Origin of the sequence: Klebsiella sp. MPUS7 (assembly GCF_009905335.1) — a bacterium.
GTDB lineage: Bacteria > Pseudomonadota > Gammaproteobacteria > Enterobacterales > Enterobacteriaceae > Klebsiella > Klebsiella grimontii.
Window position 1 is genome coordinate 1,558,706 of sequence record NZ_CP047604.1, and the last position, 25,380, is coordinate 1,584,085.

The window sequence follows — 25,380 nt, forward strand, 5'->3', positions numbered from 1 at the left end:
AGAGGGCAATGGAATTCGCTTTTTATATCTGTGGCCTGATAGCCATCCTCGCAACCCTGCGGGTGATCACCCACACAAATCCGGTGCACGCGCTGCTGTACCTGATCATTTCGCTGTTGGCGATTGCCGGGGTGTTCTTCTCGCTGGGGGCTTACTTCGCCGGCGCGCTGGAAATTATCGTTTATGCGGGCGCCATTATGGTGCTGTTCGTGTTCGTGGTGATGATGCTCAACCTGGGCGGCAGCGAAATCGAACAGGAACGTCAGTGGCTGAAACCCGGGATCTGGATTGGTCCGGCCATTCTTTCCGCGGTGCTGCTGGTGGTGATCGTTTACGCCATTCTCGGCGTTAACGATCAGGGTATCGACGGCGCGGCGATTAACGCCAAAGAGGTGGGTATCGCGCTGTTTGGGCCGTACGTTCTGGCGGTGGAGCTGGCCTCCATGCTGCTGCTCGCGGGTCTGGTTGTCGCCTTCCATATCGGTCGCGAAGAACGCGCCGGGGAAGTGCTGAGCAACCGTCCGAACGACAGCGATAAAAGAAAAACGGAGGAACACGCATGATCCCCTTAACACATGGACTGATCCTCGCCTCTGTCCTGTTTGTCCTCGGCCTGACGGGGCTGGTTATCCGCCGCAATCTGCTGTTTATGCTGATTAGCCTGGAGATCATGATCAATGCCGCCGCGCTGGCTTTCGTGGTTGCAGGGAGCTACTGGGGCCAGACCGATGGCCAGATAATGTATATCCTCGCCATCACCCTCGCCGCCGCGGAAGCGAGTATCGGCCTGGCGCTGCTGCTGCAGCTCCATCGTCGTCGCCAGAACCTGAACATCGATTCAGTAAGTGAGTTGCGCGGATGAACATGCTTGCCTTAACCATTCTTTTGCCATTGATTGGCTTTGTTTTGCTGGCCTTCTCCCGCGGCCGCTGGTCGGAAAATTTATCCGCCACCGTAGGGGTTGGCTCGGTAGGCCTGGCGGCGCTGGTGACGGCGTTTGTCGGCGTCGACTTCTTTGCCAACGGCAAACAGGCGCTCAGCGTTCCGCTGTGGACCTGGATGTCGGTCGGCGACTTCAACATCGGCTTCAACCTGGTGCTGGACGGCCTCTCTCTGACTATGCTCTCCGTGGTCACCGGCGTCGGTTTCCTGATCCACATGTTCGCCTCCTGGTATATGCGCGGTGAGGAGGGCTACTCCCGCTTCTTCGCCTATACCAACCTGTTTATCGCCAGCATGGTCGTTCTGGTGCTCGCGGATAACCTGCTGCTGATGTACCTCGGCTGGGAAGGCGTGGGCCTGTGCTCTTATCTGCTGATCGGCTTCTACTACACCGATCCGAAGAACGGCGCGGCGGCGATGAAAGCGTTTGTGGTGACCCGCGTCGGCGATGTGTTCCTGGCGTTCGCGCTGTTCATTCTCTACAACGAACTGGGCACCCTGAACTTCCGCGAAATGGTCGAACTGGCGCCTGCGCACTTTGAGGCCGGCAACAACATGCTGATGTGGGCAACCCTGATGCTGCTGGGCGGCGCGGTGGGTAAATCTGCGCAGCTGCCGTTGCAGACCTGGCTTGCGGACGCGATGGCGGGCCCAACGCCGGTTTCCGCGCTAATCCACGCCGCGACCATGGTCACCGCCGGTGTCTATCTGATTGCGCGCACTCATGGCCTGTTCCTGATGACCCCGGAAGTCCTGCATCTGGTGGGGATCGTCGGGGCGGTAACGCTGGTGCTGGCAGGCTTCGCCGCGCTGGTGCAGACCGATATCAAACGCGTGCTCGCTTACTCCACCATGAGCCAGATTGGCTACATGTTCCTCGCGCTCGGCGTGCAGGCGTGGGACGCGGCCATTTTCCATCTGATGACCCATGCGTTCTTTAAAGCGCTGCTGTTCCTGGCGTCCGGCTCGGTGATCCTTGCCTGCCACCACGAACAGAACATCTTCAAGATGGGCGGCCTGCGTAAGTCAATTCCGCTGGTATACGTCTGCTTCCTGGTCGGGGGCGCGGCGCTGTCCGCGCTGCCGCTGGTGACTGCCGGCTTCTTCAGTAAGGATGAGATTCTGGCGGGCGCGATGGCGAACGGTCATCTTAATCTGATGGTCGCCGGTCTGGTCGGGGCGTTTATGACCTCCCTGTACACCTTCCGTATGATTTTCATCGTGTTCCACGGTAAAGAACAAATTCACGCTCACGCAGGGAAGGGGATTACCCATCATCTGCCGCTGATTGTGCTGCTGGTGCTCTCGACCTTCGTTGGCGCGCTGATTGTGCCGCCGCTGGAAGGCGTGCTGCCGCAGACCACCGAGCTTGAACACGGACGCGTCATGACGCTGGAAATCGCCTCCGGGGTGATTGCCATCGCCGGCATTCTGATTGCCGCCTGGCTGTGGCTGGGTAAACGCACGCTGGTGACGTCGATTGCCAACAGCGCGCCGGGTCGTCTGCTCGGTACCTGGTGGTACAACGCCTGGGGCTTTGACTGGCTGTATGACAAAGTATTCGTCAAGCCGTTCCTCGGCGTGGCGTGGCTGCTGAAGAGCGATCCGCTGAATGCGCTGATGAACATTCCGGCAATCCTTTCCCGCTTCGCAGGCAAAGGCCTGGTGGTGAGCGAGAACGGCTATCTGCGCTGGTATGTGGCTTCAATGGGCATCGGCGCGGTCGTGGTGCTGGCGCTGCTGATGGTATTGCGTTGAGTTTGCGGAGGGCGGGCGTTGTCGGGTAGCGCTTACCCGTAGGCCCGGCAGGCAGAGCGCCGCCGGGCAACAAAACCCGCAATCCGAAGTGAATTTTCTGTGAGAATTCGTTGAAAATCGGTCCTGAACGGGACTTTAACAAGGAATAAAGATCGCCATGTTATTACCCTGGCTAATATTAATTCCCTTTATCGGCGGCTTCCTGTGCTGGCAGACTGAACGCTTTGGCGTGAAGATGCCGCGCTGGATCGCGCTGATCACTATGGGATTGACGTTTCTGCTTGGCCTGCAGTTGTGGATGCAGGGCGGCTATTCTCTCACGCAATCAACCGGTATTCCGCAGTGGCAGTCGGAATTCGTGATGCCGTGGATCCCGCGATTCGGTATCAGCATCCATCTGGCTATCGACGGCCTGTCGCTGCTAATGGTGGTGCTGACCGGGCTGCTCGGCGTGCTGGCGGTGCTCTGTTCATGGCGCGAAATCGAGAAATATCAGGGCTTTTTCCATCTTAACCTGATGTGGATCCTCGGCGGCGTGATCGGCGTATTCCTGGCTATCGACCTGTTCCTGTTCTTCTTCTTCTGGGAAATGATGCTGGTGCCGATGTACTTCCTGATCGCGCTGTGGGGCCATAAAGCCTCCGACGGTAAAACGCGTATCACGGCGGCAACCAAGTTCTTCATTTATACCCAGGCGAGCGGGCTGGTGATGCTGATTGCCATCCTGGCGCTGGCGTTTGTCCACTTCAACGCTACCGGCGTGTGGACCTTCAACTATGAAGAACTGCTGAAAACCCCGATGTCCCACGGCGTGGAATACATGCTAATGCTGGGCTTCTTTATCGCTTTCGCGGTAAAAATGCCGGTGGTTCCGCTGCACGGCTGGCTGCCGGACGCGCACTCTCAGGCGCCGACCGCCGGTTCCGTTGACCTCGCGGGGATTCTGTTGAAAACCGCGGCCTACGGCCTGCTGCGCTTTGCGCTGCCGCTGTTCCCGAACGCTTCCGCCGAATTTGCCCCTATCGCCATGTGGCTGGGCGTCATCGGTATTTTCTACGGCGCGTGGATGGCCTTCAGCCAGTACGATATCAAGCGTCTGATTGCTTACACCTCCGTTTCCCACATGGGCTTTGTGCTGATTGCTATCTATACCGGCAGCCAGCTGGCTTACCAGGGCGCGGTGATTCAGATGATTGCCCACGGCCTGTCCGCTGCCGGCTTGTTTATCCTTTGCGGCCAGCTGTACGAGCGCCTGCATACGCGCGATATGCGTCAGATGGGCGGTCTGTGGAGCAAAATCAAGTGGCTGCCGGCGCTGTCGATGTTCTTTGCGGTCGCGACCCTCGGGATGCCGGGTACCGGTAACTTCGTCGGCGAATTTATGATTCTGTTCGGCAGCTATAAAACCGTACCGGTGATTACGATTATTTCTACCTTCGGTCTGGTGTTCGCTTCCGTGTACTCGCTGTCGATGCTGCATCGCGCGTACTTTGGTAAAGCAAAAAGCGAAATCGCCGCGAAAGCATTGCCGGGAATGTCCCTGCGTGAACTGTCGATCATCCTGCTGCTGGTTGTTCTGCTGGTGCTGCTGGGCTTCTTCCCACAGCCGATTCTGGACACCTCGCACTCTGCGATGAGCAACATTCAGCAGTGGTTTGTTAATTCTGTTTCTACTACAAGGCCGTAATTCGCCATGACAATAACTCCACAACAACTGATCGCACTGCTACCGCTGCTGATCGTCGGCTTGACGGTGGTGGTTGTGATGCTCTCCATTGCGTGGCGACGCAATCATTTCCTCAATGCCACGCTGTCGGTTCTCGGCCTGAACGCCGCGCTGATATCACTCTGGTTCGTGGGTCAGAACGGAGCGATGGACGTCACGCCGATGATTCGCGTAGACGGCTATTCGATGCTCTACACCGGGCTGGTGCTGCTGGCGAGCCTCGCCACCTGTACTTTCGCCTACCCATGGCTTGAGGGTTACAAGGACAATAAAGAAGAGTTCTATCTGCTGGTGCTGATCGCCGCGCTGGGCGGCATTCTGCTGGCGGGCGCTAACCATCTGGCGGCGCTGTTCCTCGGTATCGAACTGATTTCGCTGCCGCTGTTCGGCCTGGTCGGCTACGCCTTCCGCCAGAAACGTTCGCTGGAAGCCAGCATCAAGTACACGATTCTGTCCGCCGTTGCCTCTTCGTTCCTGCTGTTCGGTATGGCGCTGGTATATGCCAATTCCGGCAACCTTTCGTTCCTGGCGCTCGGTAAGAGCCTGACGGATGGCATGCTGCACGAGCCGCTGCTGCTGGCCGGTCTCGGTTTGATGATTGTCGGCCTCGGCTTTAAGCTGTCGCTGGTGCCGTTCCACCTGTGGACGCCGGACGTTTACCAGGGGGCGCCTGCGCCGGTCTCCACCTTCCTGGCGACCGCCAGCAAGATCGCCATCTTCGGCGTGGTGATGCGTCTGTTCCTCTATATGCCGGTTGGCGGCAGTGAGGCGGTACGCGTGGTGCTGGGTCTTATCGCCTTTGCGTCGATTATCTTCGGTAACCTGATGGCGCTGAGCCAGACCAATATCAAACGTCTGCTCGGCTACTCATCCATTTCTCATCTTGGCTACCTGCTGGTGGCGCTGATTGCCCTGCAGAGCGGCGAGATGTCGATGGAAGCAGTGGGGGTTTACCTGGCGGGTTACCTGTTCAGCAGCCTCGGCGCGTTCGGCGTGGTGAGCCTGATGTCCAGCCCGTACCGCGGCCCTGATGCCGATTCGCTCTACTCCTACCGAGGCCTGTTCTGGCATCGTCCGATTCTGTCGGCGGTGATGACGGTGATGATGCTGTCTCTTGCCGGTATCCCAATGACGCTGGGCTTTATCGGTAAGTTTTACGTGCTGGCGGTAGGCGTGCACGCGCACCTGTGGTGGCTGGTCGGGGCGGTAGTGCTGGGTTCAGCGATTGGCCTCTACTACTATCTGCGCGTGGCGGTGAGCCTCTATCTGAGCGCGCCAGAGAAACTGAATCGCGATGCGCCGTCTAACTGGCAGTACAGCGCCGGGGGCATCGTGGTGCTGATCTCCGCGCTGCTGGTGCTGGTACTGGGCGTATGGCCGCAGCCGTTAATCAGCATCGTACAGTTGGCTACGCCGCTGATGTAATCATATCCGTCGTGGGTAAAAAGGATCGCTTCGGCGGTCCTTTTTTTATCTACGCGAAAGCGGTGGGACCTTTGCTTTAATATTTTTTGTAATATTCATGCTTTTTATCATATTAATCTCACTTTACATTTCCACTCATCCTCTTATTTTCCGTACTATTATTACTACGCACACTGTTGTGTTTTGTAGATGGAGAAAGTGAATGAAAACAAGGCGTAAGCATTTGACCATCGGGGAGGTTCAGCGTTTGGTTGAAGCGGCCAGGCGGGGGGCAAATCCGGAACGCGATGTCTGTTTACTGTGGATGTGTTTTAATCATGGGTGTCGGGTGAGCGAAATTCGTCACTGGAAGCTCTCTGATATCGATATTCAAAGCGGGGTCATTTATATTCGTCGGCTGAAAAATGGCTTTTCAACCACGCATCCTATTTATAAACAAGAGGTAAAGGTACTCAACGAGTGGCTGCGCGTGCGTAATAATTACCCCGGGAATAATTCCGGCTGGCTCTTTTTATCACGTAATGGCCAGCCTTTATCCCGCCAGAGAATATATCAAATGATGAAAAATCTGAGCCTTGTTGCCCAGTTGGAAATTAATGCGCATCCGCATATGCTGCGCCACGCGTGTGGTTTCGCGCTGGCGAATAACGGTGTGGATACGCGATTAATTCAGGATTTTCTTGGGCACCGGAATATTCAGCATACGGTTATTTATACGGCAAGTAATGATGCAAGATTTAGAGAGGTTTGGTAAATGAAATAGTCATTTTGTATCAAACTGACTCCTATGCTATCCACAGATGGTAACAATGTCAATTTATGATTAACAATGTTTTTTGTTATTATTTTCATGTGGTTACATTAAATATAGACGTCATTTATTTTTCGGTTTTTTTAATTAGCTTCACGTATGGTTTGTACCTCTTCCCACTCTTTAGTTTTTTATCGTGTTTATTAGGCTTTTTCCTGGTAAATACGAAATAAAAAATGCCCTCCCTGGCAATATATATTTCAATTAATTGAAGTGGTCAAATTGATACAAAATGACCACTTCAGAATATTATATCCATTTCATGGGTCAATGTTTTGTTGTGTTATTAATATCAAACGTAAATAAAAGGATGCGCACGGTATTGCGCTTTTAAGTTAATGCATTGACTGCATTGAAAAGGACAAATCATGAAAAAAACATTACTTGCTGCTGTTGTTGCCGCCTGCGCGACGATCTCTGGTGCTGCGCTGGCAGATGACGGTCAGGTGAAGTTTATTGGCGACATCATTGATGCTGGTTGCGACGTGGTCAACGACCTGTCTAACCCGCTGGAAGTCCAAATGGGACAGATCGCCAAGACGGCGTTTACCGGTACCGGTTCTACTGCGGCTGAGCAAGGTTTTGATATCCAACTGAAAAACTGCCCGACTACGGTTACTAAAGCATCGGTACTGTTCTCCGGCACTAACGTCGGCGGCGACAATAGCAAACTGCAGCTGACCGCAGAACCTAATGTCGCTACAGGCGTGGCTCTGCAGCTGGTTGATGGCAGCACTAACAGTACCCTGCCGCTGTTCACCCGTTCTACCAGCCTGACCATCCCATCTACCGGTGATATCGATCTGCCGTTCCGCGTTCGTTATATCCAGACCGACACAACTGTTGTTGCTGGTAAAGCTAACGGTAGCGCTAACTTCACTATCAGCTACAACTGATCCTCCGTCTATTAGACCGTGCTAGCGAGCCGAAATCGGCTCGCTTTTCCAGGGAGCTGGAGATGAAACGATACCTGAAAGTGTTGATGGCTGGATGGCTGTTGGTGGGCGCTACGGCACATGCGGGCGTCGTGACCGGCGGTACTCGCCTGATTTATCCGGGCGGTAAAAAAGAGGCCACGCTGAGCGTAACCAACAATGATGCTACACCCTATCTTATTCAGAGCTGGGTGGAGAATGATAAAGGGGCCGCGCCCTTTCTGTTAACGCCGCCGTTATTTCGCCTGGACGGTGAGCAGCAGACCCGCCTGCGGGTGATTTATAGCGGCGGATTGCCCGAAAACAAAGAAAGTATGTTCTGGATGAATATCAAAGCGATTCCATCCTCACAGGCCAAAGCTGGCGCCAACACATTACAGATCGCTATTAAAACCCGTATCAAATTAATTTATCGGCCGAAATCCGTCGAGGGAACGCCGGAAACAGTGACGGATCAGCTTCGCTGGACGCGCAGCGGCAATACGCTACAGGTCACTAATCCCACCGCGTTTTATATGAATTTCGCCGAGGTGAAAATCGGTGGCGCGGAAGTCAAAGAAGCCAACTGGGTGGCGCCTGGCGCGACGGCGCGTTTTGATTTGCCGCGCGGCAGTACAGGCTCTTTGCAGTGGAAACTGATTAATGATTACGGCGGTATTGGCGCGCAGCACAGCGCTAATTTGTAAAGGCTATCAGGCCAGGGAGTTCCAGAGACAATGAACAATAATCATAACAAATGGCGGCTTAACCGGATAGCCGGAGCTCTGGCCGTTGCCTTGATACCGTGGTGTGATACTGCGCTGGCGCGGGATGTGTTTAACCCGGCGTTATTGGAAATGGATGGCCCGCAGACGGGGGTCAGGGATTTATCGGCTTATGAACACGCTGGAGGGCAGCAGCCGGGAACCTATCGGGTCGATATTTACCTCAACAATATCTTTATGGAGACCCGGGATGTCACTTTTCAGCAAAGCCGGATCCCGGGGGAAACGGCCCTGCAGCCGTGTCTGAACGTTGAAGAGCTTGCCGAATGGGGCGTGCGCGTTAAGCAATTCCCTGAATTAGGCCGTAAATCGGCGGACTGCGCGGATTTGGGCGTTATACCACAGGCAACGGCTGACTTTCGTTTTAGTCAGCAACGCCTGTTATTAAGTTTCCCTCAGGCGGCGGTTACCAGCGCGGCGCGGGGCTGGGTCGACCCGAAGCAGTGGGATGACGGCATAGCGGCCCTTCTGCTGAACTACTCCGTAAGCGGGGCGAATAACTGGTCGCGCAAGAATGACATGCCGGATAGTGACAACCAATACGTTAACCTGCGTCCCGGTATCAACATGGGTCCGTGGCGTTTGCGCAACTACACTACCTGGTCACGTAACAGCAGCGAAGGCGAGTCCAGTAACAGCTGGGATACGGTTTATACCTATGCCCAGCGTAATATTAATGCCCTGCAAGGGGTGATGACGTTGGGCGATAGCAGCACCGACGCCGACATTTTCGAAGGCATCCCTTTTCGCGGGGCGATGCTGGCTTCCGATGACGATATGCTGCCGGAAAGCCTGCGCGGCTATGCGCCGGTGGTACGCGGGATTGCGCGTACCAATGCCCAGGTCATTATTCGCCAGAACGGCTATGAGATTTACCAGACCTATGTCTCCCCCGGCGCGTTCGAAATCACCGATATGTATCCGACCGGTGGCTCGGGCGATTTATCGGTCACTATTAAAGAATCCGATGGCAGCGAGCAAAACCTGATCGTGCCTTATGCTTCACTGCCTGTCCTGCAGCGCGAGGGCCGCCTCAAATATAGCGTGACCTCCGGCGTATACCGGGCCTACGACAATAGCATTGATGAAACGCCCCTTACTCAGGGGACGGCTATTTACGGTCTACCGTTGGGGATAACCCTGTACGGCGGCGGTCAGTTTAGCAGCAAATATCAGTCCCTGGCGCTGGGGGTGGGGAAAAACCTTGGCGATCTTGGCGCCGTATCGACCGATGTCACCCAGGCCTGGTCGAACCGACAGGATCAAGACAAAGAGAGCGGGCAGTCGGTGCGTATTCGTTATAGCAAAGATCTTCCAGGCTTAGGGACTAACATTTCCCTGGCCGGATATCGCTATGCTACCAGCGGCTACTGGGATATGCAGGAGGTGCTGGATACCTATCGGGACGATAATTATACCCCTTCAATCGAACGGCGGCGCAATCGCGGGGAAGTGACGCTCAGCCAGAGCCTTGGCGAAGAAATGGGGTCTCTCTCGCTAAACTATATCCGCGAAGATTACTGGAACACCGGGCGCACGATGGAGTCCGTCGGCGTGGGATACAACAATAGCTGGCGCGGCGTCAGCTACAGCATGAACTACAGCTATAACCGTAATACCACCGACCAGAATACCGGAACGCGCAATGATGAAGACCACCTTTTCGCTCTGAGCATCAGCGTGCCGCTGGGGGAATGGCTGCCGAAACCAGTTTATGCCAGCTACTCCCTGAACAGCAGTAAGAATGGCTCCACCAGCAACAACCTGGGCCTTTCCGGCACTTTGCTTGAGCGTGATAACCTGAGCTGGAGCGTACAGGAAGGATACACCAGCCAGGGACGAGGGGAGAGCGGCAGCATTAATGCCGACTGGCGCGCGACCTATGGCGAGCTTACCGGCGGCTACAGCCATGATAAATACAGCCATCGCCTGAACTACGCCCTGCGCGGTGGAGTCCTGGCGCATGAAAATGGCCTGACGCTGGGGCAGCCTTTTGGCGAAACCCTCGCTTTAGTTAAAGCGCCCGGCGCTTCCGGGGTTGGGATCAATAACCAGACCGGCGTCAGAACCGACTGGCGGGGCTACGCCGTGGTGCCTTACGCCTCGCCGTATCGCAAGAATATCTTGACCCTTGACACCAGCACGATGCCGGACGATGTCGATCTCGAGCTAACCACTCAAACGGTGGTGCCAACCCGCGGGGCGGTGGTTCGCGCAAACTACTCCACTAGCGTCGGTAGCCGGGTTCTGATGACGGTTCGTCGGGCGAATGGTCAGCCGGTACCTTTCGGCGCGATGGTCAGCGTACCCGGAGCCGCGGCGTCAGAGCAGGCATTTATCGTTGGCGAGGGCGGACAAGTTTATCTGACCGGGCTGGAGTCTAATGGAGCGCTTAACGTGAAATGGGGAGCGGCCGCACAGGAGCGCTGCCGGATTCAGTACGCGCTGCCGTCAGGTAAAACGCTCACCGGCATTATTGTAGCCCCGGGGCTATGCCGCTAATCGAAAGGATGCAGAAATAATGAAACGATTTTTATGGGCAATATTAGCAGGCCTGTCGGCGCTGGCGCTATCGCCGCAGGCGATGGCGGCAACCGGGTGGTGTGAGACGACTTCGGCTGGTCACGCTCCATTTCGCAATACATTCTCATTTATTGAAACCTTTACTAATCCCTCGCAAAACCAGGCTGGGATGACGTTTCCTCGCCTGTACCGTTGGAATACCGGGGGAAATTATAATGCAAAATGTGATTGTGGCAGCTATATCACTGGGCCTACATATTTTAAAGCCACGGTACCTGGGATGGCTGCGACGCAAAGTCGAGGCGGGGTAAATTATTATCAGCTTAATAAATATCTGGAAATTGCCAGCGAGCTATATATTGCCGGGGGCGTGAATGACTATTTCCCAACACCTATCGACAATAAAAGCAATAACAATAACCAGGGCTTTGCTTGCAATGCGGGCGGTTCAACTTTTCAGAGTGGTTCAGTGGGATACGTTTCGCTCTATTTTACTCGACCATTTGTTGGTCAGGTGACTATCCCTCCGACGGTTATCCTTAATGTCTATGGAACAAGAATCTCTGGAAGCTACGGTGCAAATCCATTAACGCAGATCTCAATGAGCGGCTCGGTTACGGTACCGCAGTCCTGCGAAATAAATACCGGTCAGCCAATTAACATTGATTTTGGCGATATTGCTGGCAATAACTTCAAAACGGCCAACCAGATGCCGACGGGCTTCACTCCTTACGAGGTAAATATGACCGTGGCCTGCACCAATATTTCGGCAGGGGTTAAAATTGCTCTCTCATTCCAGGGCACGGCTGACTCCCATGACAACACTGCGCTGGTGACGACCAATAGCGATATTGCGGTGCGGATTGAAAGTATTACCGGAACCAAAATTCCAGTGATTTCAGGGCTGCTGCCGGTCGATCTGAACTATTCGACCCAGACCGGGGATACCACTATGAAAGTCTATCCGATAAATACCACCGGTAATTTACCCGCTGGCGGTGGGTTTACCGCCACGGCAACCATTCAGGCTGAAATTGAATAGCAGGAGTCAATAATGAAAAAGGCGCTATGGTTGGCATTGTTGCTGCCTGTTTTTTCATCCTGGGGCGGAATACCCTTAAATATAAAAGGCACGATTTATTATTATCCCTGCGATGTGAGCACTGATACAAAATATCAAGAGGTGAATTTCGGTACGCTGGTGAAAACAAATTTTCAGGCGGCCGGCTCCGCTTCGGAGTGGAAAACCTTTACCTTAAATGTCGAAAACTGCCCGGCAGGAACCACTAAAGCGACGGTGAAGTTTGACGGCGTGACGGACGGCGATGACGCCACGCATTTCGCCAATGTGGCGGCCAGCGATGCGGCGCAGCGTATTGCGCTGCAAATAACCAATAGCGACCATTCCACGACCTATAAAAATCAGGACAAGATGACGGTTGCGATTAACAGCAGTACGCAAAAGGGCGTTTTTCCGCTGGCTGCCCGTTTATATTCAACTCAGGGCGGAGCGACGGCGGGTAACTTTGAATCGGTGGTGCAGTTAACATTTACCTATCAATGACCTGATGAGCTAACTGGATGAAAAGGAATGGCGTATGCAGGAAGATACGGAATATCTGAGCGTAAAGGATGTTGAGCGACTGGTACTTGCCGCAAACTATTGTGCTCACCCGGAAAGAAATAGCTGCATGATTCAAATGTGCTTTTTGCACGGCTGCCGGATTAACGAAATTACCGCATTAACTTTGCGAGATATCGACCTGCCGGGAAAACGAGTTTATATTCGCCGGGCGCGTCACGGTATTTCTGGGTATCATCCATTACAACCGAAAGAGGTTCTCTCACTGCAGCGCTGGTTGCTGGCCAGAGAGTGTTATCCGGCGCAAAATGATTTATTATTTATCTCCTCTCGCGGTAATAAAATGACCCGTCAGCGTTTTTACCAGATTATTCGTGAATGCTGCGAGCTGGCAAAATTGAAGCAAAATATTCACCCGCGGATGCTGCGCCATGCCTGCGGCTATGAACTGGGAAAAAAAGGCATTGATGACGACTCTATCCAGGATTACCTGGGTTATCGGAATTTGAAATCTATCCTGCGTTATAACAGCTACGTTGAAGAGTAGCTGGCGGCGTATTCGCGGCTTTTGTCTCTGCCGCGTTACGCCTCTTTTTTATTCTACGGTATAGACCATGAAATCTTCCGCCAGCACGGTCGACGGGAATATCTCTCGGCACTCTGCCAGCAGGCGCTGGCAGCCTTCAGCGTCATAGCGAGAACTAAAATGCGTGGCGATAAGCGTACCGACGTCGGCGTCGTGCGCCAGCGCGGCGGTTTGCTGGCTGGTTGAATGGCCACGGCTATTCGCTTTTTCCGCCATCGCCTGTTCGAGCGTCACCTCATGGACCATAACATCCACGCCGCGGGCCAGTTCCAGCGCCGCCGGGCAGGGGGCGGTATCGCCGAAAATCGCCAGCTTCTTACCCGGCGTTGCCGGGCCGAGGTAGCGGCTGCCGTCAATCACCCGACCATCCAGCTCAACCGTCAGCCCCTGCTTTAAACGGTGGAACAGCGGGCCGGGAGGCACGCCTTCGGCGATAAGCCGGGCGGCATCGAGGGTGCCCGGCTTATCATGCTGTTCGATACGATAGCCATAGCACTCGACCGGATGGTTTAACGGCCAGGCGGTGACCCGGAAGCCGGCTTCATCAAACACCAGCCCCGGTTCGACTTCGACGATAGTGAGCGGATAATCGGTCCAGGAGCCGCTCAGGCGCAGCGCGGTTTCCACAAACTCTTTAAGCCCCTTTGGCCCGTACAGCGTCAGCGGCAAAGTATTGCCCTGCATCGAGCGGCTGCACAGCAGGCCGGGGAGGCCGAAAAGGTGATCGCCATGTAAATGGGTGATAAAAATCTTGTTCAGTTTGCCGGGGTGACAGGCGGTGCGCAGAAACTGATGCTGAGTTCCCTCTCCGCAGTCGAACAGCCACATCTCCGCCATTGTTGGCTGTTGCAAATTCAGCACTATCGACGTCATATTACGCGTACGGGTCGGCACGCCAGCGGATGTCCCCAAAAAGAGTAATTCCATCGTCCAGTATCCTCAGGGCGTGGGTCAAAAAAACAAAGTATACCAACTAAGGAACCGCAGATGATGACATGGCAGGATCTTCACCACGCCGAACTGACCGTCCCCCAGCTATATGCCGTGCTGAAATTACGCTGTGCAGTGTTTGTTGTCGAACAATCCTGCGTCTATCAGGACATCGACGGCGACGATCTGGTGGGAGAGAACCGCCATCTTCTCGGCTGGCGCGGCGATGAACTGGTGGCCTACGCGCGCATTCTCAAGAGCGATGACGAGTTTGAACCGGTAGTGATTGGCCGGGTGATTATCAGCCCGGCGGCGCGCGGCGAGAAGCTGGGTTATCAGCTGATGGAACAGGCGCTGGCCAGCTGCCGTCAACACTGGCCGCAAAAGGCCATCTATCTTGGCGCCCAGGCGCATCTGCAAAAATTCTACGCCAGCTTCGGTTTTGTGCCGGTGACCGAAGTTTACGACGAGGACGGCATCGACCATATCGGCATGGCGTACGAAATCGCCACTCACTGACCGTCGCGCGAATTAAAAGCCGCTCCCTCATCGTGGGTACTGCTATTCCTCAGTAGTACCCCGTATAATGTGGGGTTTTTACTCCGTGGAGGTTCGCGTGCTGTCTGTTTCCACCGCGCTGGAAAGCCTATACCGCTGCCTGGATGAAGCGTTCCCGCCATCGCCCGGCACGCGAATTTACGATATCTCCTTTGCGCTGAATGACGCTTTTGATCCGCTGCTGTGGTGCAACCATCAGCGGCAGTGGCCGCAGTTTTACTGGCAGCAGCGCAGCGGCGATGAAGAGCTGGCGGCGCTGGGAGCGGTAAAAACCTTTGCTTCCCTGACGCTGGCGCACGATTTTTTGCGCCAGCAGGGGCGTGATGACCTGCGAATTTGCGGCCTTAACGCCTTTGATCCTCAGCAGGGCCTGTTGCTATTGCCGAGGCTGGAGTGGCGTCGCCTGGGCGGCAGCGCCACGCTACGTCTGGTGCTGTCCAGCGAGAGCTCGCTCCGCGACGATGCCCGCGCGGCGCGTGAATTTCTCGATTCGCTGACGGCGAAAGAGGCGCAGGCCACCGCGATGCCCTCTCTGCTTAGCGAACAGCATTTCCCGGCTTATCCGCAGTGGCGAGCGCTGATTACGCAGGCGACGCAGGCGATAGCGGCGGGGGAGATGGATAAAGTAGTGCTGGCTCGCGCCACCGATTTGCATTTCGCCGCGCCGTTAAACGCCGGATCGATTATGGCCGCCAGCCGTCGCAGCAATCTTAACTGCTTCCACTTCCTGATGGCCTTTACCCCGCGAGAGGCATTCGTGGGTTCAACGCCGGAACGGCTGTGGCGGCGGCGCGGCGCGCTATTGCGTACCGAAGCGCTGGCGGGAACCGTCGCCAGCCATGCGGACGATCGTCAGGCCCAGCGTTTGGGCAACTGGTTGATGGGCGACGATAAAAATCAGCGCGAAAATATGCTGGTGGTGGAGGATATCTGCCAGCGGCTGCAAGGGGAGACGCGCGCGCTGGAAGTGCTGCCGCCGCAGATTGTTCGTTTGCGGAAAGTTCAGCATTTGCGGCGCTGTATATGGGCCGAGCTGGATAAACCCGATGATGCCCGCTGTCTTCATCTGCTTCAGCCCACGGCGGCGGTCGCGGGTTTGCCGCGTCAGGTGGCGCTGGATTTTATCACCCGTAATGAGCTTTTTACCCGCGGCTGGTATGCAGGCTCCGCTGGCTATCTGTCGCTGGCGCAAAGCGAATTTTGCGTCTCTCTGCGTTCGGCGAAAGTCGAAAACCATACGCTCAGACTGTATGCCGGGGCGGGGATCGTCAGCGGCTCTGACCCTGAGCAGGAGTGGCAGGAAATTGAAAATAAAGCCGCGGGATTGCGTTCGTTACTGCTTACAGAAACATAGATAAAACGATGCATATCAAAACGGCAACAGTCTGCTTTATCTATACTTAGCCTCAATATTTGATACTGGACAAATTCATGTCAGTAAGCGCATTTAACCGACGCTGGGCGGCGGTGATCCTTGAAGCTTTGACCCGCCACGGCGTGCAGCACATCTGCATTGCGCCCGGATCGCGTTCGACGCCTTTAACCCTGGCGGCGGCGGAAAACCACGCGTTTATTCACCATACCCACTTTGACGAACGCGGTCTTGGCCATCTGGCGTTAGGGCTGGCGAAAGCCAGCGGCCAGCCGGTGGCGGTAATTGTGACCTCCGGTACCGCGGCGGCTAACCTCTATCCGGCGCTGATTGAAGCCGGGTTGACCGGCGAAAAACTCATTTTGCTGACTGCCGACCGGCCGCCGGAGCTGATCGACTGCGGCGCGAATCAGGCTATACGCCAGCCGGGCATGTTCGCCTCGCATCCGTCGCACACAATATCCCTTCCGCGCCCGTCGCAGGATATCTCCTCCCGCTGGCTGGTCTCGACCCTCGACCAGGCGCTCGGCGCGCTGCACGTCGGCGGCGTTCATATTAACTGCCCGTTTGCCGAACCGCTGTATGGCGATATGGACGACACCGGCGCCGAATGGCAGCAGCAGCTCGGCGACTGGTGGCAGAGCGATAAGCCCTGGCTGCGTCAGTCTCTGCAGACCTCAAGCGAAAAGCAGCGTGACTGGTTTTTCTGGCGCCAAAAACGCGGCGTAGTGGTCGCCGGACGGATGAGCGCGGAAGAGGGCCTGAAGGTTGCCGAGTGGGCGAAAACGCTCGGTTGGCCGCTGATTGGCGATGTGCTCTCGCAAACCGGGCAGCCGCTTCCCTGCGCCGATCTGTGGCTCGGCAACGCAAAAGCGGTCAGCGAACTGGCGCAGGCGCAAATCATTGTTCAACTGGGCAGCAGCCTGACCAGCAAACGCGTTTTGCAGTGGCAGGCTACCTGCGAACCCGAAGAGTACTGGCTGGTGGACAACCTGCCGGGGCGTCTGGATCCTGCCCAGCATCGCGGTCGTCGCCTGGTCTGCGCCATCGACCGCTGGCTTGAGCAGCACCCGGCGGAAAAACGCCAGCCGTGGGCCGTCGTTATTCCTGAACTGGCGCGCCAGGCCTGGCAGGCGGCGGTGGCCAGCAGCGAGGCGTTCGGCGAGGCCCAGCTGGCGCAGCGAATCCGGCGCTATCTGCCGGATCAAGGGCAGCTGTTTGTCGGCAACAGCCTGGCGGTACGTTTAATTGACGCGCTGTCGCAGCTACCGGCGGGTTACCCGGTCTACAGCAATCGCGGAGCCAGCGGAATCGACGGCCTGCTGGCGACGGCGGCCGGGGTGCAGCGCGCCAGCGCGCGCCCTACGCTGGCTATCGTCGGCGATCTGTCGGCGCTTTACGATCTCAACTCGCTGGCGCTGCTGCGTCAGGCTTCAGCGCCGATGGTGCTGATTGTCGTCAACAATAACGGCGGGCAGATTTTTTCCCTGCTGCCCACGCCGCAGGCGCAGCGAAGCCAGTTCTATCTGATGCCGCAGAATATCCATTTCGCCCATGCGGCGGCGATGTTCGATCTGACCTATCATCGCCCTGCGGACTGGAATGAACTGGAACGGGCGCTGGACGTTGCCTGGCGAGCGCCCGGCGCGACGCTGATTGAGCTGGTGGTCAACGAAACCGACGGTACGCAAACTTTGCAGCGGCTGCTGGCGCAGGTGAGTCAGCTATGATCCTCCACGCGCTGGCCGAACGCGGCCAGCCGGGCCATCCCTGGCTGGTCTTTTTGCACGGTTTTTCCGGCGATTGTCACGAATGGCTGACGGTCGGCCAGGCGTTTGGCGCGTATTCGCGTCTCTATATTGACCTGCCGGGCCACGGCGGTTCAGCGAATATTGCGGCAAACAGCCTGGCTGAGGTTGGTCATCTTGTTGAGAAAACACTTAATAGTTACAACATACTTAAGTACTGGCTGGTGGGTTACTCCCTTGGCGGACGGGTGGCCATGTACTTTGCCTGCCAGCCGCGCGAAGGGCTATGCGGGCTGGTGGTGGAGGGGGGGCATCCGGGGTTAACGGATGAAAACCAACGCTTGCTGCGCCGCCGCGGCGATGCCGCCTGGGCTGAACGCTTTCGCCGCGAGCCGCTGACCCAGGTGTTTGCCGACTGGTATCAGCAGCCGGTCTTTGCTTCCCTTAATGCCGCGCAGCGGGCGGCGCTGATTGCGCTACGCAGCCGCAATAACGGCGGTGCGCTGGCGGCAATGCTGCAGGCCAGCTCGCTGGCGGAACAGCCCGATCTCCGCGAACCGTTACGGGCTCGCGAGTTCCCTTTTCATTACCTTTGCGGCGAACGCGACGGCAAGTTTCGCGCCATCGCCGATGAGCTATCGGCCACCACGCACGTGATTAATCATGCCGGACACAATGCGCATCGGGAAAACCCCGATGCTGTCGTGGCTTGTCTGGCGCAGTTTTTAGCGAGTTAACTGAAGGACACTTTATGATCTCTCTTGATGAAGCAATGCTTTACGCCCCGATTGAATGGCAGGACTGCTCCGAAGGCTACACCGACATTCGTTACCAAAAATCGGCGGACGGAATTGCCAAAATCACCATCAACCGCCCGCAGGTACGCAACGCATTTCGTCCGCTGACCGTCAAAGAGATGATTCAGGCGCTGGCGGATGCCCGCTATGACGACAATATCGGCGTCATCGTGCTGACCGGTGAAGGCGACAAAGCGTTTTGCGCCGGCGGCGATCAGAAGGTCCGCGGCGACTACGGCGGCTATCAGGATGATTCCGGCGTTCATCACCTCAACGTTCTCGATTTCCAGCGGCAGATCCGCACCTGCCCGAAACCGGTGGTGGCGATGGTGGCGGGTTATTCCATTGGCGGCGGCCATGTCCTGCATATGATGTGCGATCTGACCATCGCGGCGGAAAACGCTATCTTTGGCCAGACCGGTCCGAAAGTCGGCTCCTTCGACGGCGGCTGGGGCGCCTCGTATATGGCGCGCATCGTCGGGCAGAAAAAAGCCCGTGAGATCTGGTTCCTGTGCCGCCAGTACGACGCGCAGCAGGCGCTGGATATGGGCCTGGTCAATACCGTGGTGCCGCTGGCGGATCTGGAAAAAGAGACCGTGCGCTGGTGCCGGGAAATGCTGCAAAACAGCCCGATGGCGCTGCGCTGCCTGAAGGCGGCGCTGAACGCCGACTGCGACGGCCAGGCGGGACTGCAGGAGCTGGCGGGTAACGCCACCATGCTATTTTACATGACCGAAGAGGGTCAGGAAGGGCGCAATGCTTTCAACCAGAAGCGCCAGCCGGACTTCAGCAAATTTAAACGGAATCCGTAATGCGACAGGCGCAGGTCTACCGCTGGCAGCTACCGATGGACGCGGGTGTGGTGCTGCGTGAACGGCGGTTAAAAACCCGCGATGGTTTGCTTCTGCGCCTGCGCGACGGCGAGCGCGAAGGCTGGGGGGAAATCTCTCCCCTGCCGGGATTCAGCCTGGAAACGCTGGATGACGCGCGGACGGCGCTGCTGGCGTGGGCAAGCGCCTGGCGAGATGGCGAAGACGGCGCGCTGCCGGCCCCGCCGTCGGCGGCTTTCGGGGCGAGCTGCGCACTGGCGGAACTGTGCGGCGAGCTGCCGCAGGCGGCGGATTATCGTGCGGCGCCGCTCTGTTCCGGCGACCCGGACGAGCTGTTCGCCACGCTTTCGCTGATGCCCGGCGAGAAGGTCGCCAAGGTCAAAGTTGGCCTGTATGAGGCGGTGCGCGACGGTATGGTGGTCAATCTGCTGCTGGAGGCGATTCCCGATCTGACGCTGCGCCTCGACGCTAACCGCGCCTGGACGCCGCTGAAAGCCCAGCAGTTCGCTAAATATGTTAATCCGTACTATCGCAGCCGCATCGCCTTTCTCGAAGAGCCTTGTAAAAATCGCGACGATTCGCGCGCTTTTGCGAAAGAAACGGGTATCGCTATCGCCTGGGATGAGAGCCTGCGCGAGGCGGACTTTATCTTTGCCGCCGAGCCGGGGCTGCGGGCGGTGGTGATTAAACCGACCTTGACCGGCAGCCTGCAAAAGGTACGCCAGCAGGTGGCGCAGGCGCATGCGCTGGGGCTGACGGCGGTGATCAGCTCATCCATTGAGTCGAGCCTTGGACTGACGCAGCTGGCGCGAATCGCCGCCTGGCTTACCCCGGACACGATACCCGGTCTGGACACCCTGAGCCTGATGCGCGGCCAGCTGGTGCGCCGTTGGCCGGATAGCGAGCTGCCGTGTCTGAGCGTTGATGAGCTGGAGCCGCTGCTGTGACCTTTAGCGACTGGCCCTGGCGTCACTGGCGGCAACGGCGGGAAGAGGCCCGGGCGCTGCGCTTGAATGAGCGCCGGCTAAGCTGGCGAGAACTGTGCGCGCGCATTGATGCGCTGGCGGCGGGATTTCACGCCCAGGGGGTCAGCGACGGCGATGGCGTGCTGCTTCGCGCTTACAACCAGCCCGATGCTTTGCTGGCATGGCTGGCCCTGCTGCAGTGCGGCGCGCGCGTTCTGCCGCTGAATCCGCAGCTGCCGGCTCCTCTGTTGGCGGAACTGCTGCCGTCCCTTGGCCTGCGCCACGCGCTGGCGCTGAACGGCGGCGACCTTCCGGTGGCGCTTAATGCCTTAGTTTTGCGCGTTGGCGACTGCGCGTACGCGGCGGCCTGGCGAGAAGATCGTATCGCTTCCATGACGCTCACCTCGGGGTCGACGGGGCTGCCGAAAGCGGCGGTGCACGCTTTTCGCGCCCATCTTGCCAGCGCAGAGGGCGTGCTGGCGATGATACCCTTTGCGCCACACGATGACTGGCTGCTGTCGCTGCCGCTGTTTCACGTTTCCGGTCAGGGCATTCTCTGGCGCTGGCTATTTGCTGGCGCAGGCCTGACGGTACGCGACAAGCAGCCGCTGGAACAGGCGTTACGCGGCTGTACCCACGCCTCCCTGGTGCCGACTCAGCTATGGCGCCTGCTTAACGGCGACGCCGGGGTGTCGTTAAAAGCGGTTCTGCTCGGCGGCGCGGCGATTCCGGTGGCGCTCACCGAACAGGCCCGCAGGCGCGGTATCCGCTGCTGGTGCGGCTACGGGCTAACCGAGTTTGCCTCCACGGTATGCGCCAAGGAGGCGGACGGCCTGGCGGATGTCGGGCGGCCGCTGCCGGGGCGCGAAGTGCGGATTGTCGATGGCGAGGTCTGGCTGCGCTCGGACAGCATGGCGGAAGGCTACTGGCGCGATGGGCAAACGGTCCCCATTGCTGATGCCGACGGCTGGTTCGCCACCCGCGATCGGGGACAGCTGGAGCACGGCAGGCTGACTATCCTCGGAAGAGTGGATAACCTCTTTTTTAGCGGCGGAGAAGGTATTCAGCCGGAAGAGGTGGAGCGGGTTATCGGCGCACACCCATTGATTGGGCAAGTTTTTATCGTGCCGCAGGATGACGCGGAGTTTGGCCAGCGGCCGGTGGCGGTGGTGGAATGCAGCGCGCATTGCGAACCGTCCGAGCTGGCAGGCTGGTGCGCCGATAAGCTGGCGCGGTTTCAGCAGCCGGTGCGCTGGCTGCGGCTGCCTGAATCGCTGAAAACCGGCGGAATTAAAATTTCCCGCCGGGCGCTACGCGACTGGGTCAACCAGCAGGAGAGCTCCGCCTCAGAAGCGCTGGACGTGCAGTAGCTGCTGCGTATGCCAGCGGCCCAGCGCAAAAACGGTGGTCAGCGCGCCGAGCAGGGCGCAGAACATATCGGACTGAGTATCCCAGGGATCGCCCTGGGTGCCGAGAAATTCATCGGCGCCCTGTCCCAGCGCCAGCGCCGCCCACCATTCGATCAGCTCGTAGACGGCGCTAATCGCCAGCGCAATGCAGCAGACCACGAAACCGAGCATTTTACGCCCGTGAACGTAGCCGCCGCGCAGCAAAATCTCCCGCGCCGCCAGCGCCGGGACCAGCCCCTGGAAAAAGTGTCCCAGCTTATCGTAGGGGTTGCGGCTCAGCCCCAGCCATTCCTGTACGTCAAAGCCGATGGGCACTTTGGCGTAGGTGTACATACCGCCGACCATCAAAATGATGGCATGGAAGAAAACCAGCGTGTAAAGCAGCGGCGTCAACGGATAACGCGAGCGCGTGGCCAGCAAAAGCGGAACGAGGATAATGACCGGCGTGACTTCCATCAGCCAGGTGAGTTTGTCCCCTGCGCTGATACCGGTGTAAGCGAGGATCAGGGCCAGCGCCAGCGCGGCGAATGTTAACCCCGAACGGGATGCTGCGACGGTCATAACGGATCACCAGAAAGTTAAAACGATAACTATCAGGCAGATGCAGGAGAAATTCAATCGATACCGTCATTGGCGGCGGTTGACGACCGCCAATGACGTTGTCTATCAGGAGGAGGGAATATCGCCGGGCGTTTTTTGCTGACGTTTACGCATATATCGCAGCAGCGGGGGCACAACAATCACCGCGATGGCCAGCAGCAGGAGCGTTTTGGTCACGCCGCTTTGCCACAGAATCGCCACGTTGCCGTTGCTGATGGAGAGCGCGCGGCGCAGGTTCTGCTCCAGCATCTCCCCCAGCACGAAGCCTAAGATCAGCGGCGACATCGGGAAGTGCATCTTACGCATGATGTAGCCGAGCACGCCCAGCCCAACCATCAATAGCAGGTCGAAGGTGGTGCTGTGCACCGCGTAGACGCCGACCGCGGACACGGCGGCGATAGCCGGGACCAGAAACCACAGCGGGATGGTCAGCATGCGGGTGAACAGACCGATCAGCGGAATGTTCATAATCAGCAGCATCACGTTGGCGATGAGCAGCGCGGCAATTAACCCCCAGACGATATCCGGCTGTTCGGTAAACATCGCCGGCCCCGGGGTAATATTGTAGAGGGTCAGCGCGCCCATCATCACCGCGGTGGTCCCGGAACCGGGGACGCCGAGCGTGAGCATCGGAATAAACGAGCCGCAGGCGGAAGCGTTATTCGCCGCTTCCGGCGCCGCGACGCCGCGAATATCGCCTTTCCCGAAGGTGTCGCTGTTGCCGCTGAGCTTTTTCTCGGTCATATAGGTGATGGCGCTGGCAATGGTCGCCCCCGCGCCCGGCAGAATGCCGACAAAAAAACCCACCACCGATGAGCGCAGGGTCGCGCCGACGCACTGTCCCGCCTCTTTAGCGTTAAACAGCATACGGCCGGTTTTGCGCACCAGCTTCTGCCCGCCGCTGGTGCTCTCCAGCATCAGCAAGATCTCCGAAACCGAAAAGAGGCCAATCACCACCACGATAAACTGCACGCCGTCGGAGAGATGAACGCTGTCGAAAGTGAAACGATACACCCCAGTATTGGCATCAACGCCCACCGTCGCCAGCCCCAAACCGATCAACGCGGCGAGGAACGACTTGAGCGGATTTTGCGCCATCATGCTGCCGAGGCAGGCGATGGCGAAAACCATCAGGGCGAAATATTCCGCCGGGCCGAACGCCAGCGACCACTGCGCCAGTATGGGGGCGAACAGAATCATCCCGCCGATAGCGATCATTGAACCGACGAAGGAGCTGACGGCGGAGATCGACAGGGCCACGCCGCCGCGCCCCTGCTGCGCCATAGGATAACCGTCGATGGCGGTCATAATGGCGGCGGCATCGCCGGGCACGTTAAGCAAGATCGATGAAATACGTCCGCCGTATTCACAACCTATATAGACCGTGGCCAGCAGAATGAGCGCCGATTCAGCGGGCAGATGCAGGGCAAAGGCCAGCGGCAGTAGGATCGCCACGCCGTTAATTGGGCCCAGGCCCGGCAGCAGGCCGACGATGGTGCCAACGAAGCAGCCAATCAGCGCGATCAGCAGGTTGGTCGGCGTCATGGCGACGGCGAAGCCCTGCGACAGATAAATCCAGATATCCATAAACTCCTCCGTTAACTCAACCAGACGCCGAGCGGCAGGGTGACATCGAGCAGGGCGTCAAAGACGTACCACAGCGCGATGCCCATCGCCACGCCGGCTACCCCGGCAGCGGGCAGGGTGGCGCCAAACAGCAGGCCAAAAACGGCGGTCAGCAGCGCGGTGGCCAGAGGAAAACCCAGCCATTCAAAACCCCACGCGTAGACCACCAGTGCCACCACCATCGTCAATAAACGTTGTAAAACCAGACGCCCAGGCCAGGTGATGGCGTCGGGCCGACGCAGAAGCAGTAAAACAGAGCACAGCAGCATCAGGCCGATAATGCCTACCGGGAAAGGGCGCGGGCCGACGGGTTCATAGGCGTATTCGCTGTGGATTTGCCAGGCGATAAACATTCCCCCCGCGCAGAGCAGCAGCCACACACCGGCAAAAATACGATCGCTCATCGCAACCTCCGTTAATTATTTTGCCAGGCCAAAGGATTTCGCCTGCTGGCGATACGCTTCCACCTGCTTTTTGACATAGGCGTCCAGTTCCTTGCCGTTCATGTTGAATTCAAACAGGCCGCGCAGCTCGCGCTGCTTTTTGAACGCGTCGGTCTGCTGCAATTTAGTGAACTCATCCACCCACCACTGATAGTCGGCGTCGCTGACTTTCGGGCCCACGAAGAAGCCGCGAATAATCGGCCATACCAGGTCATAGCCCTGCTCTTTGGCGGTGGGGACATCGGCGAGCGCGCCCGGTAGCCTTTCGTTAGCGAAGACCGCCAGCACGCGGATTTTATTGCCCTGTAGATAAGGCACCATTTCGCTGAGATCGCCGGAGACTGCCTGCACGTGATTGCCCAGCAGCGCGGTGACCGGTTCGCCGCCGCCCTCGAAGGCCACGTAACGCATTTTGTGCGGATCGACGTTCGCTTTTTGCGCCAACAGCGCCGCTTTCATCCAGTCCTGGCTACCGATTGAGGCGCCGGCGCCGATGACGATACTGGCGGGGTTTTTTTCCATCGCCGCCATGAACGACGGCAGGTCTTTCCACGGCGAGTCGGTGCGTACCGCGATCATGCCGTAATCGGTGCCGACGCTGGCCAGCCAGCGGACATCATCCACGCCGTAGCGGCCAAACTTGCCCTGCGCCAGGTTGAGCAGCGAGCCGCCGGAAAAGGCGACCACGGTACCGGGTTCGCCGGGACGCTGGGCGACGATCGCATTGTAGGCCACTGCCCCTACGCCGCCGGGCATGTAGGTGACGCGCATTGGTTTTTTGATGGCGCCGGTTTCCATCAGGCTGACCTGAATCAGTTTGCAGGTGAGATCGAAGCCGCCGCCGGGCTTGGCGGGCGCGATACATTCGGTACGGGAAGGCGCCTCGACGGCCCAGGCGGAGGCGGTACAAAGGCATAGCGCGAGGGCGCTAAGATGGCGCAGGAATGGAATATTCATAGGCTTCCTCAGTCAGTTACAGGGTACGTTTTTTTGATTATGTGAACCGGCATGTGGCTATTCGGTTGCATGATTGTTAAAACAATTACCTTT

General features: G+C 57.6%; 24 protein-coding genes. 19 read left to right on the forward strand and 5 right to left on the reverse strand.

The window, feature by feature from the left end:
- Positions 1 to 8: 8 nt before the first annotated feature.
- The 12 genes from nuoJ (at position 9) to GUC22_RS07525 (ending at position 13,013) form a co-directional block, all read left to right on the forward strand.
- Positions 9 to 563 (forward strand): NADH-quinone oxidoreductase subunit J, encoded by a 555-nt coding sequence (gene nuoJ, locus GUC22_RS07470; RefSeq protein ID WP_004123127.1) that lies wholly within the window; start codon positions 9 to 11, stop codon positions 561 to 563.
- The gene (gene nuoK / locus GUC22_RS07475) at positions 560 to 862 is read left to right on the forward strand and encodes an NADH-quinone oxidoreductase subunit NuoK (protein WP_004104062.1); all 303 of its coding nucleotides are present in this window, start codon (positions 560 to 562) and stop codon (positions 860 to 862) included. Before nuoJ ends, nuoK begins: the two co-directional genes overlap by 4 nt.
- Positions 859 to 2,700 carry an NADH-quinone oxidoreductase subunit L gene (gene nuoL, locus GUC22_RS07480; protein WP_004870951.1) on the forward strand — a complete coding sequence of 614 codons (1,842 nt, stop codon included), beginning with the start codon at positions 859 to 861 and terminating at the stop codon, positions 2,698 to 2,700. Before nuoK ends, nuoL begins: the two co-directional genes overlap by 4 nt.
- 157 nt (positions 2,701 to 2,857) lie before the next feature.
- The gene (gene nuoM / locus GUC22_RS07485) at positions 2,858 to 4,387 is read left to right on the forward strand and encodes an NADH-quinone oxidoreductase subunit M (protein WP_004870953.1); all 1,530 of its coding nucleotides are present in this window, start codon (positions 2,858 to 2,860) and stop codon (positions 4,385 to 4,387) included.
- Between the two features lie 6 nt (positions 4,388 to 4,393).
- Positions 4,394 to 5,851 carry an NADH-quinone oxidoreductase subunit NuoN gene (gene nuoN, locus GUC22_RS07490; RefSeq protein WP_024359263.1) on the forward strand — a complete coding sequence of 486 codons (1,458 nt, stop codon included), beginning with the start codon at positions 4,394 to 4,396 and terminating at the stop codon, positions 5,849 to 5,851.
- Positions 5,852 to 6,053: 202 nt separating this feature from the next.
- Positions 6,054 to 6,605, forward strand: a complete 552-nt coding sequence (locus tag GUC22_RS07495) for a tyrosine-type DNA invertase (protein WP_024359262.1) — start codon at positions 6,054 to 6,056, stop codon at positions 6,603 to 6,605.
- Positions 6,606 to 7,030: 425 nt separating this feature from the next.
- A complete protein-coding gene (locus tag GUC22_RS07500) occupies positions 7,031 to 7,558 on the forward strand; it encodes a fimbrial protein (RefSeq protein WP_024359261.1) in 528 nt (175 codons plus the stop codon).
- A 62-nt stretch (positions 7,559 to 7,620) separates the two neighbouring features.
- Positions 7,621 to 8,283: a molecular chaperone gene (locus GUC22_RS07505; RefSeq protein WP_024359260.1), complete on the forward strand. Its 663-nt coding sequence runs from the start codon at positions 7,621 to 7,623 to the stop codon at positions 8,281 to 8,283.
- A gap of 30 nt (positions 8,284 to 8,313) precedes the next feature.
- Positions 8,314 to 10,863, forward strand: a complete 2,550-nt coding sequence (locus tag GUC22_RS07510) for a fimbria/pilus outer membrane usher protein (protein ID WP_084402807.1) — start codon at positions 8,314 to 8,316, stop codon at positions 10,861 to 10,863.
- Positions 10,864 to 10,882: 19 nt separating this feature from the next.
- Complete coding sequence (locus GUC22_RS07515) at positions 10,883 to 11,926, forward strand: fimbrial protein (RefSeq protein ID WP_024359258.1); 1,044 nt, start codon at positions 10,883 to 10,885, stop codon at positions 11,924 to 11,926.
- Positions 11,927 to 11,938: 12 nt separating this feature from the next.
- Entirely contained in the window at positions 11,939 to 12,448 is a 510-nt protein-coding gene (locus GUC22_RS07520) for a fimbrial protein (RefSeq protein ID WP_004870973.1), read from the forward strand.
- Positions 12,449 to 12,482: 34 nt separating this feature from the next.
- Entirely contained in the window at positions 12,483 to 13,013 is a 531-nt protein-coding gene (locus tag GUC22_RS07525; protein WP_004870975.1) for a tyrosine-type recombinase/integrase, read from the forward strand.
- A gap of 48 nt (positions 13,014 to 13,061) precedes the next feature.
- Here the strand turns inward: GUC22_RS07525 and rnz are convergent, their stop codons facing one another.
- A complete protein-coding gene (gene rnz / locus GUC22_RS07530; RefSeq protein ID WP_024359257.1) occupies positions 13,062 to 13,979 on the reverse strand; it encodes a ribonuclease Z in 918 nt (305 codons plus the stop codon).
- 60 nt (positions 13,980 to 14,039) lie between these two features.
- Between rnz and GUC22_RS07535 the strand changes: the two genes are divergently transcribed.
- The 7 genes from GUC22_RS07535 (at position 14,040) to menE (ending at position 21,622) form a co-directional block, all read left to right on the forward strand.
- Positions 14,040 to 14,501, forward strand: coding sequence for a GNAT family N-acetyltransferase (locus GUC22_RS07535; RefSeq protein WP_004870979.1), 462 nt, complete (start codon positions 14,040 to 14,042; stop codon positions 14,499 to 14,501).
- A gap of 97 nt (positions 14,502 to 14,598) precedes the next feature.
- Positions 14,599 to 15,894, forward strand: coding sequence for an isochorismate synthase MenF (menF, locus tag GUC22_RS07540; RefSeq protein WP_160183449.1), 1,296 nt, complete (start codon positions 14,599 to 14,601; stop codon positions 15,892 to 15,894).
- A 77-nt stretch (positions 15,895 to 15,971) separates the two neighbouring features.
- Complete coding sequence (gene menD / locus GUC22_RS07545) at positions 15,972 to 17,642, forward strand: 2-succinyl-5-enolpyruvyl-6-hydroxy-3-cyclohexene-1-carboxylic-acid synthase (RefSeq protein WP_049131213.1); 1,671 nt, start codon at positions 15,972 to 15,974, stop codon at positions 17,640 to 17,642.
- Positions 17,639 to 18,397 carry a 2-succinyl-6-hydroxy-2,4-cyclohexadiene-1-carboxylate synthase gene (menH, locus tag GUC22_RS07550; protein ID WP_049131214.1) on the forward strand — a complete coding sequence of 253 codons (759 nt, stop codon included), beginning with the start codon at positions 17,639 to 17,641 and terminating at the stop codon, positions 18,395 to 18,397. The genes menD and menH overlap by 4 nt, the downstream gene beginning before the upstream one ends.
- Positions 18,398 to 18,411: 14 nt before the next feature.
- A complete protein-coding gene (gene menB / locus GUC22_RS07555) occupies positions 18,412 to 19,269 on the forward strand; it encodes a 1,4-dihydroxy-2-naphthoyl-CoA synthase (RefSeq protein ID WP_004123101.1) in 858 nt (285 codons plus the stop codon).
- Complete coding sequence (menC, locus tag GUC22_RS07560) at positions 19,269 to 20,234, forward strand: o-succinylbenzoate synthase (RefSeq protein ID WP_049131215.1); 966 nt, start codon at positions 19,269 to 19,271, stop codon at positions 20,232 to 20,234. The genes menB and menC overlap by 1 nt, the downstream gene beginning before the upstream one ends.
- The gene (menE, locus tag GUC22_RS07565) at positions 20,231 to 21,622 is read left to right on the forward strand and encodes an o-succinylbenzoate--CoA ligase (RefSeq protein ID WP_049131216.1); all 1,392 of its coding nucleotides are present in this window, start codon (positions 20,231 to 20,233) and stop codon (positions 21,620 to 21,622) included. The genes menC and menE overlap by 4 nt, the downstream gene beginning before the upstream one ends.
- Here menE and GUC22_RS07570 read toward each other — a convergent pair.
- From GUC22_RS07570 to GUC22_RS07585, 4 genes are all read right to left on the reverse strand, one after another.
- Positions 21,599 to 22,222, reverse strand: coding sequence for a DUF2238 domain-containing protein (locus GUC22_RS07570; RefSeq protein WP_004133986.1), 624 nt, complete (start codon positions 22,220 to 22,222; stop codon positions 21,599 to 21,601). The genes menE and GUC22_RS07570 overlap by 24 nt on opposite strands.
- Before the next feature lie 105 nt (positions 22,223 to 22,327).
- Complete coding sequence (locus GUC22_RS07575) at positions 22,328 to 23,848, reverse strand: tripartite tricarboxylate transporter permease (RefSeq protein ID WP_049087151.1); 1,521 nt, start codon at positions 23,846 to 23,848, stop codon at positions 22,328 to 22,330.
- A gap of 11 nt (positions 23,849 to 23,859) precedes the next feature.
- A complete protein-coding gene (locus GUC22_RS07580) occupies positions 23,860 to 24,291 on the reverse strand; it encodes a tripartite tricarboxylate transporter TctB family protein (protein ID WP_004133992.1) in 432 nt (143 codons plus the stop codon).
- Between the two features lie 15 nt (positions 24,292 to 24,306).
- Positions 24,307 to 25,287 carry a Bug family tripartite tricarboxylate transporter substrate binding protein gene (locus GUC22_RS07585; protein WP_024359250.1) on the reverse strand — a complete coding sequence of 327 codons (981 nt, stop codon included), beginning with the start codon at positions 25,285 to 25,287 and terminating at the stop codon, positions 24,307 to 24,309.
- Between the last annotated feature and the right edge of the window lie 93 nt (positions 25,288 to 25,380).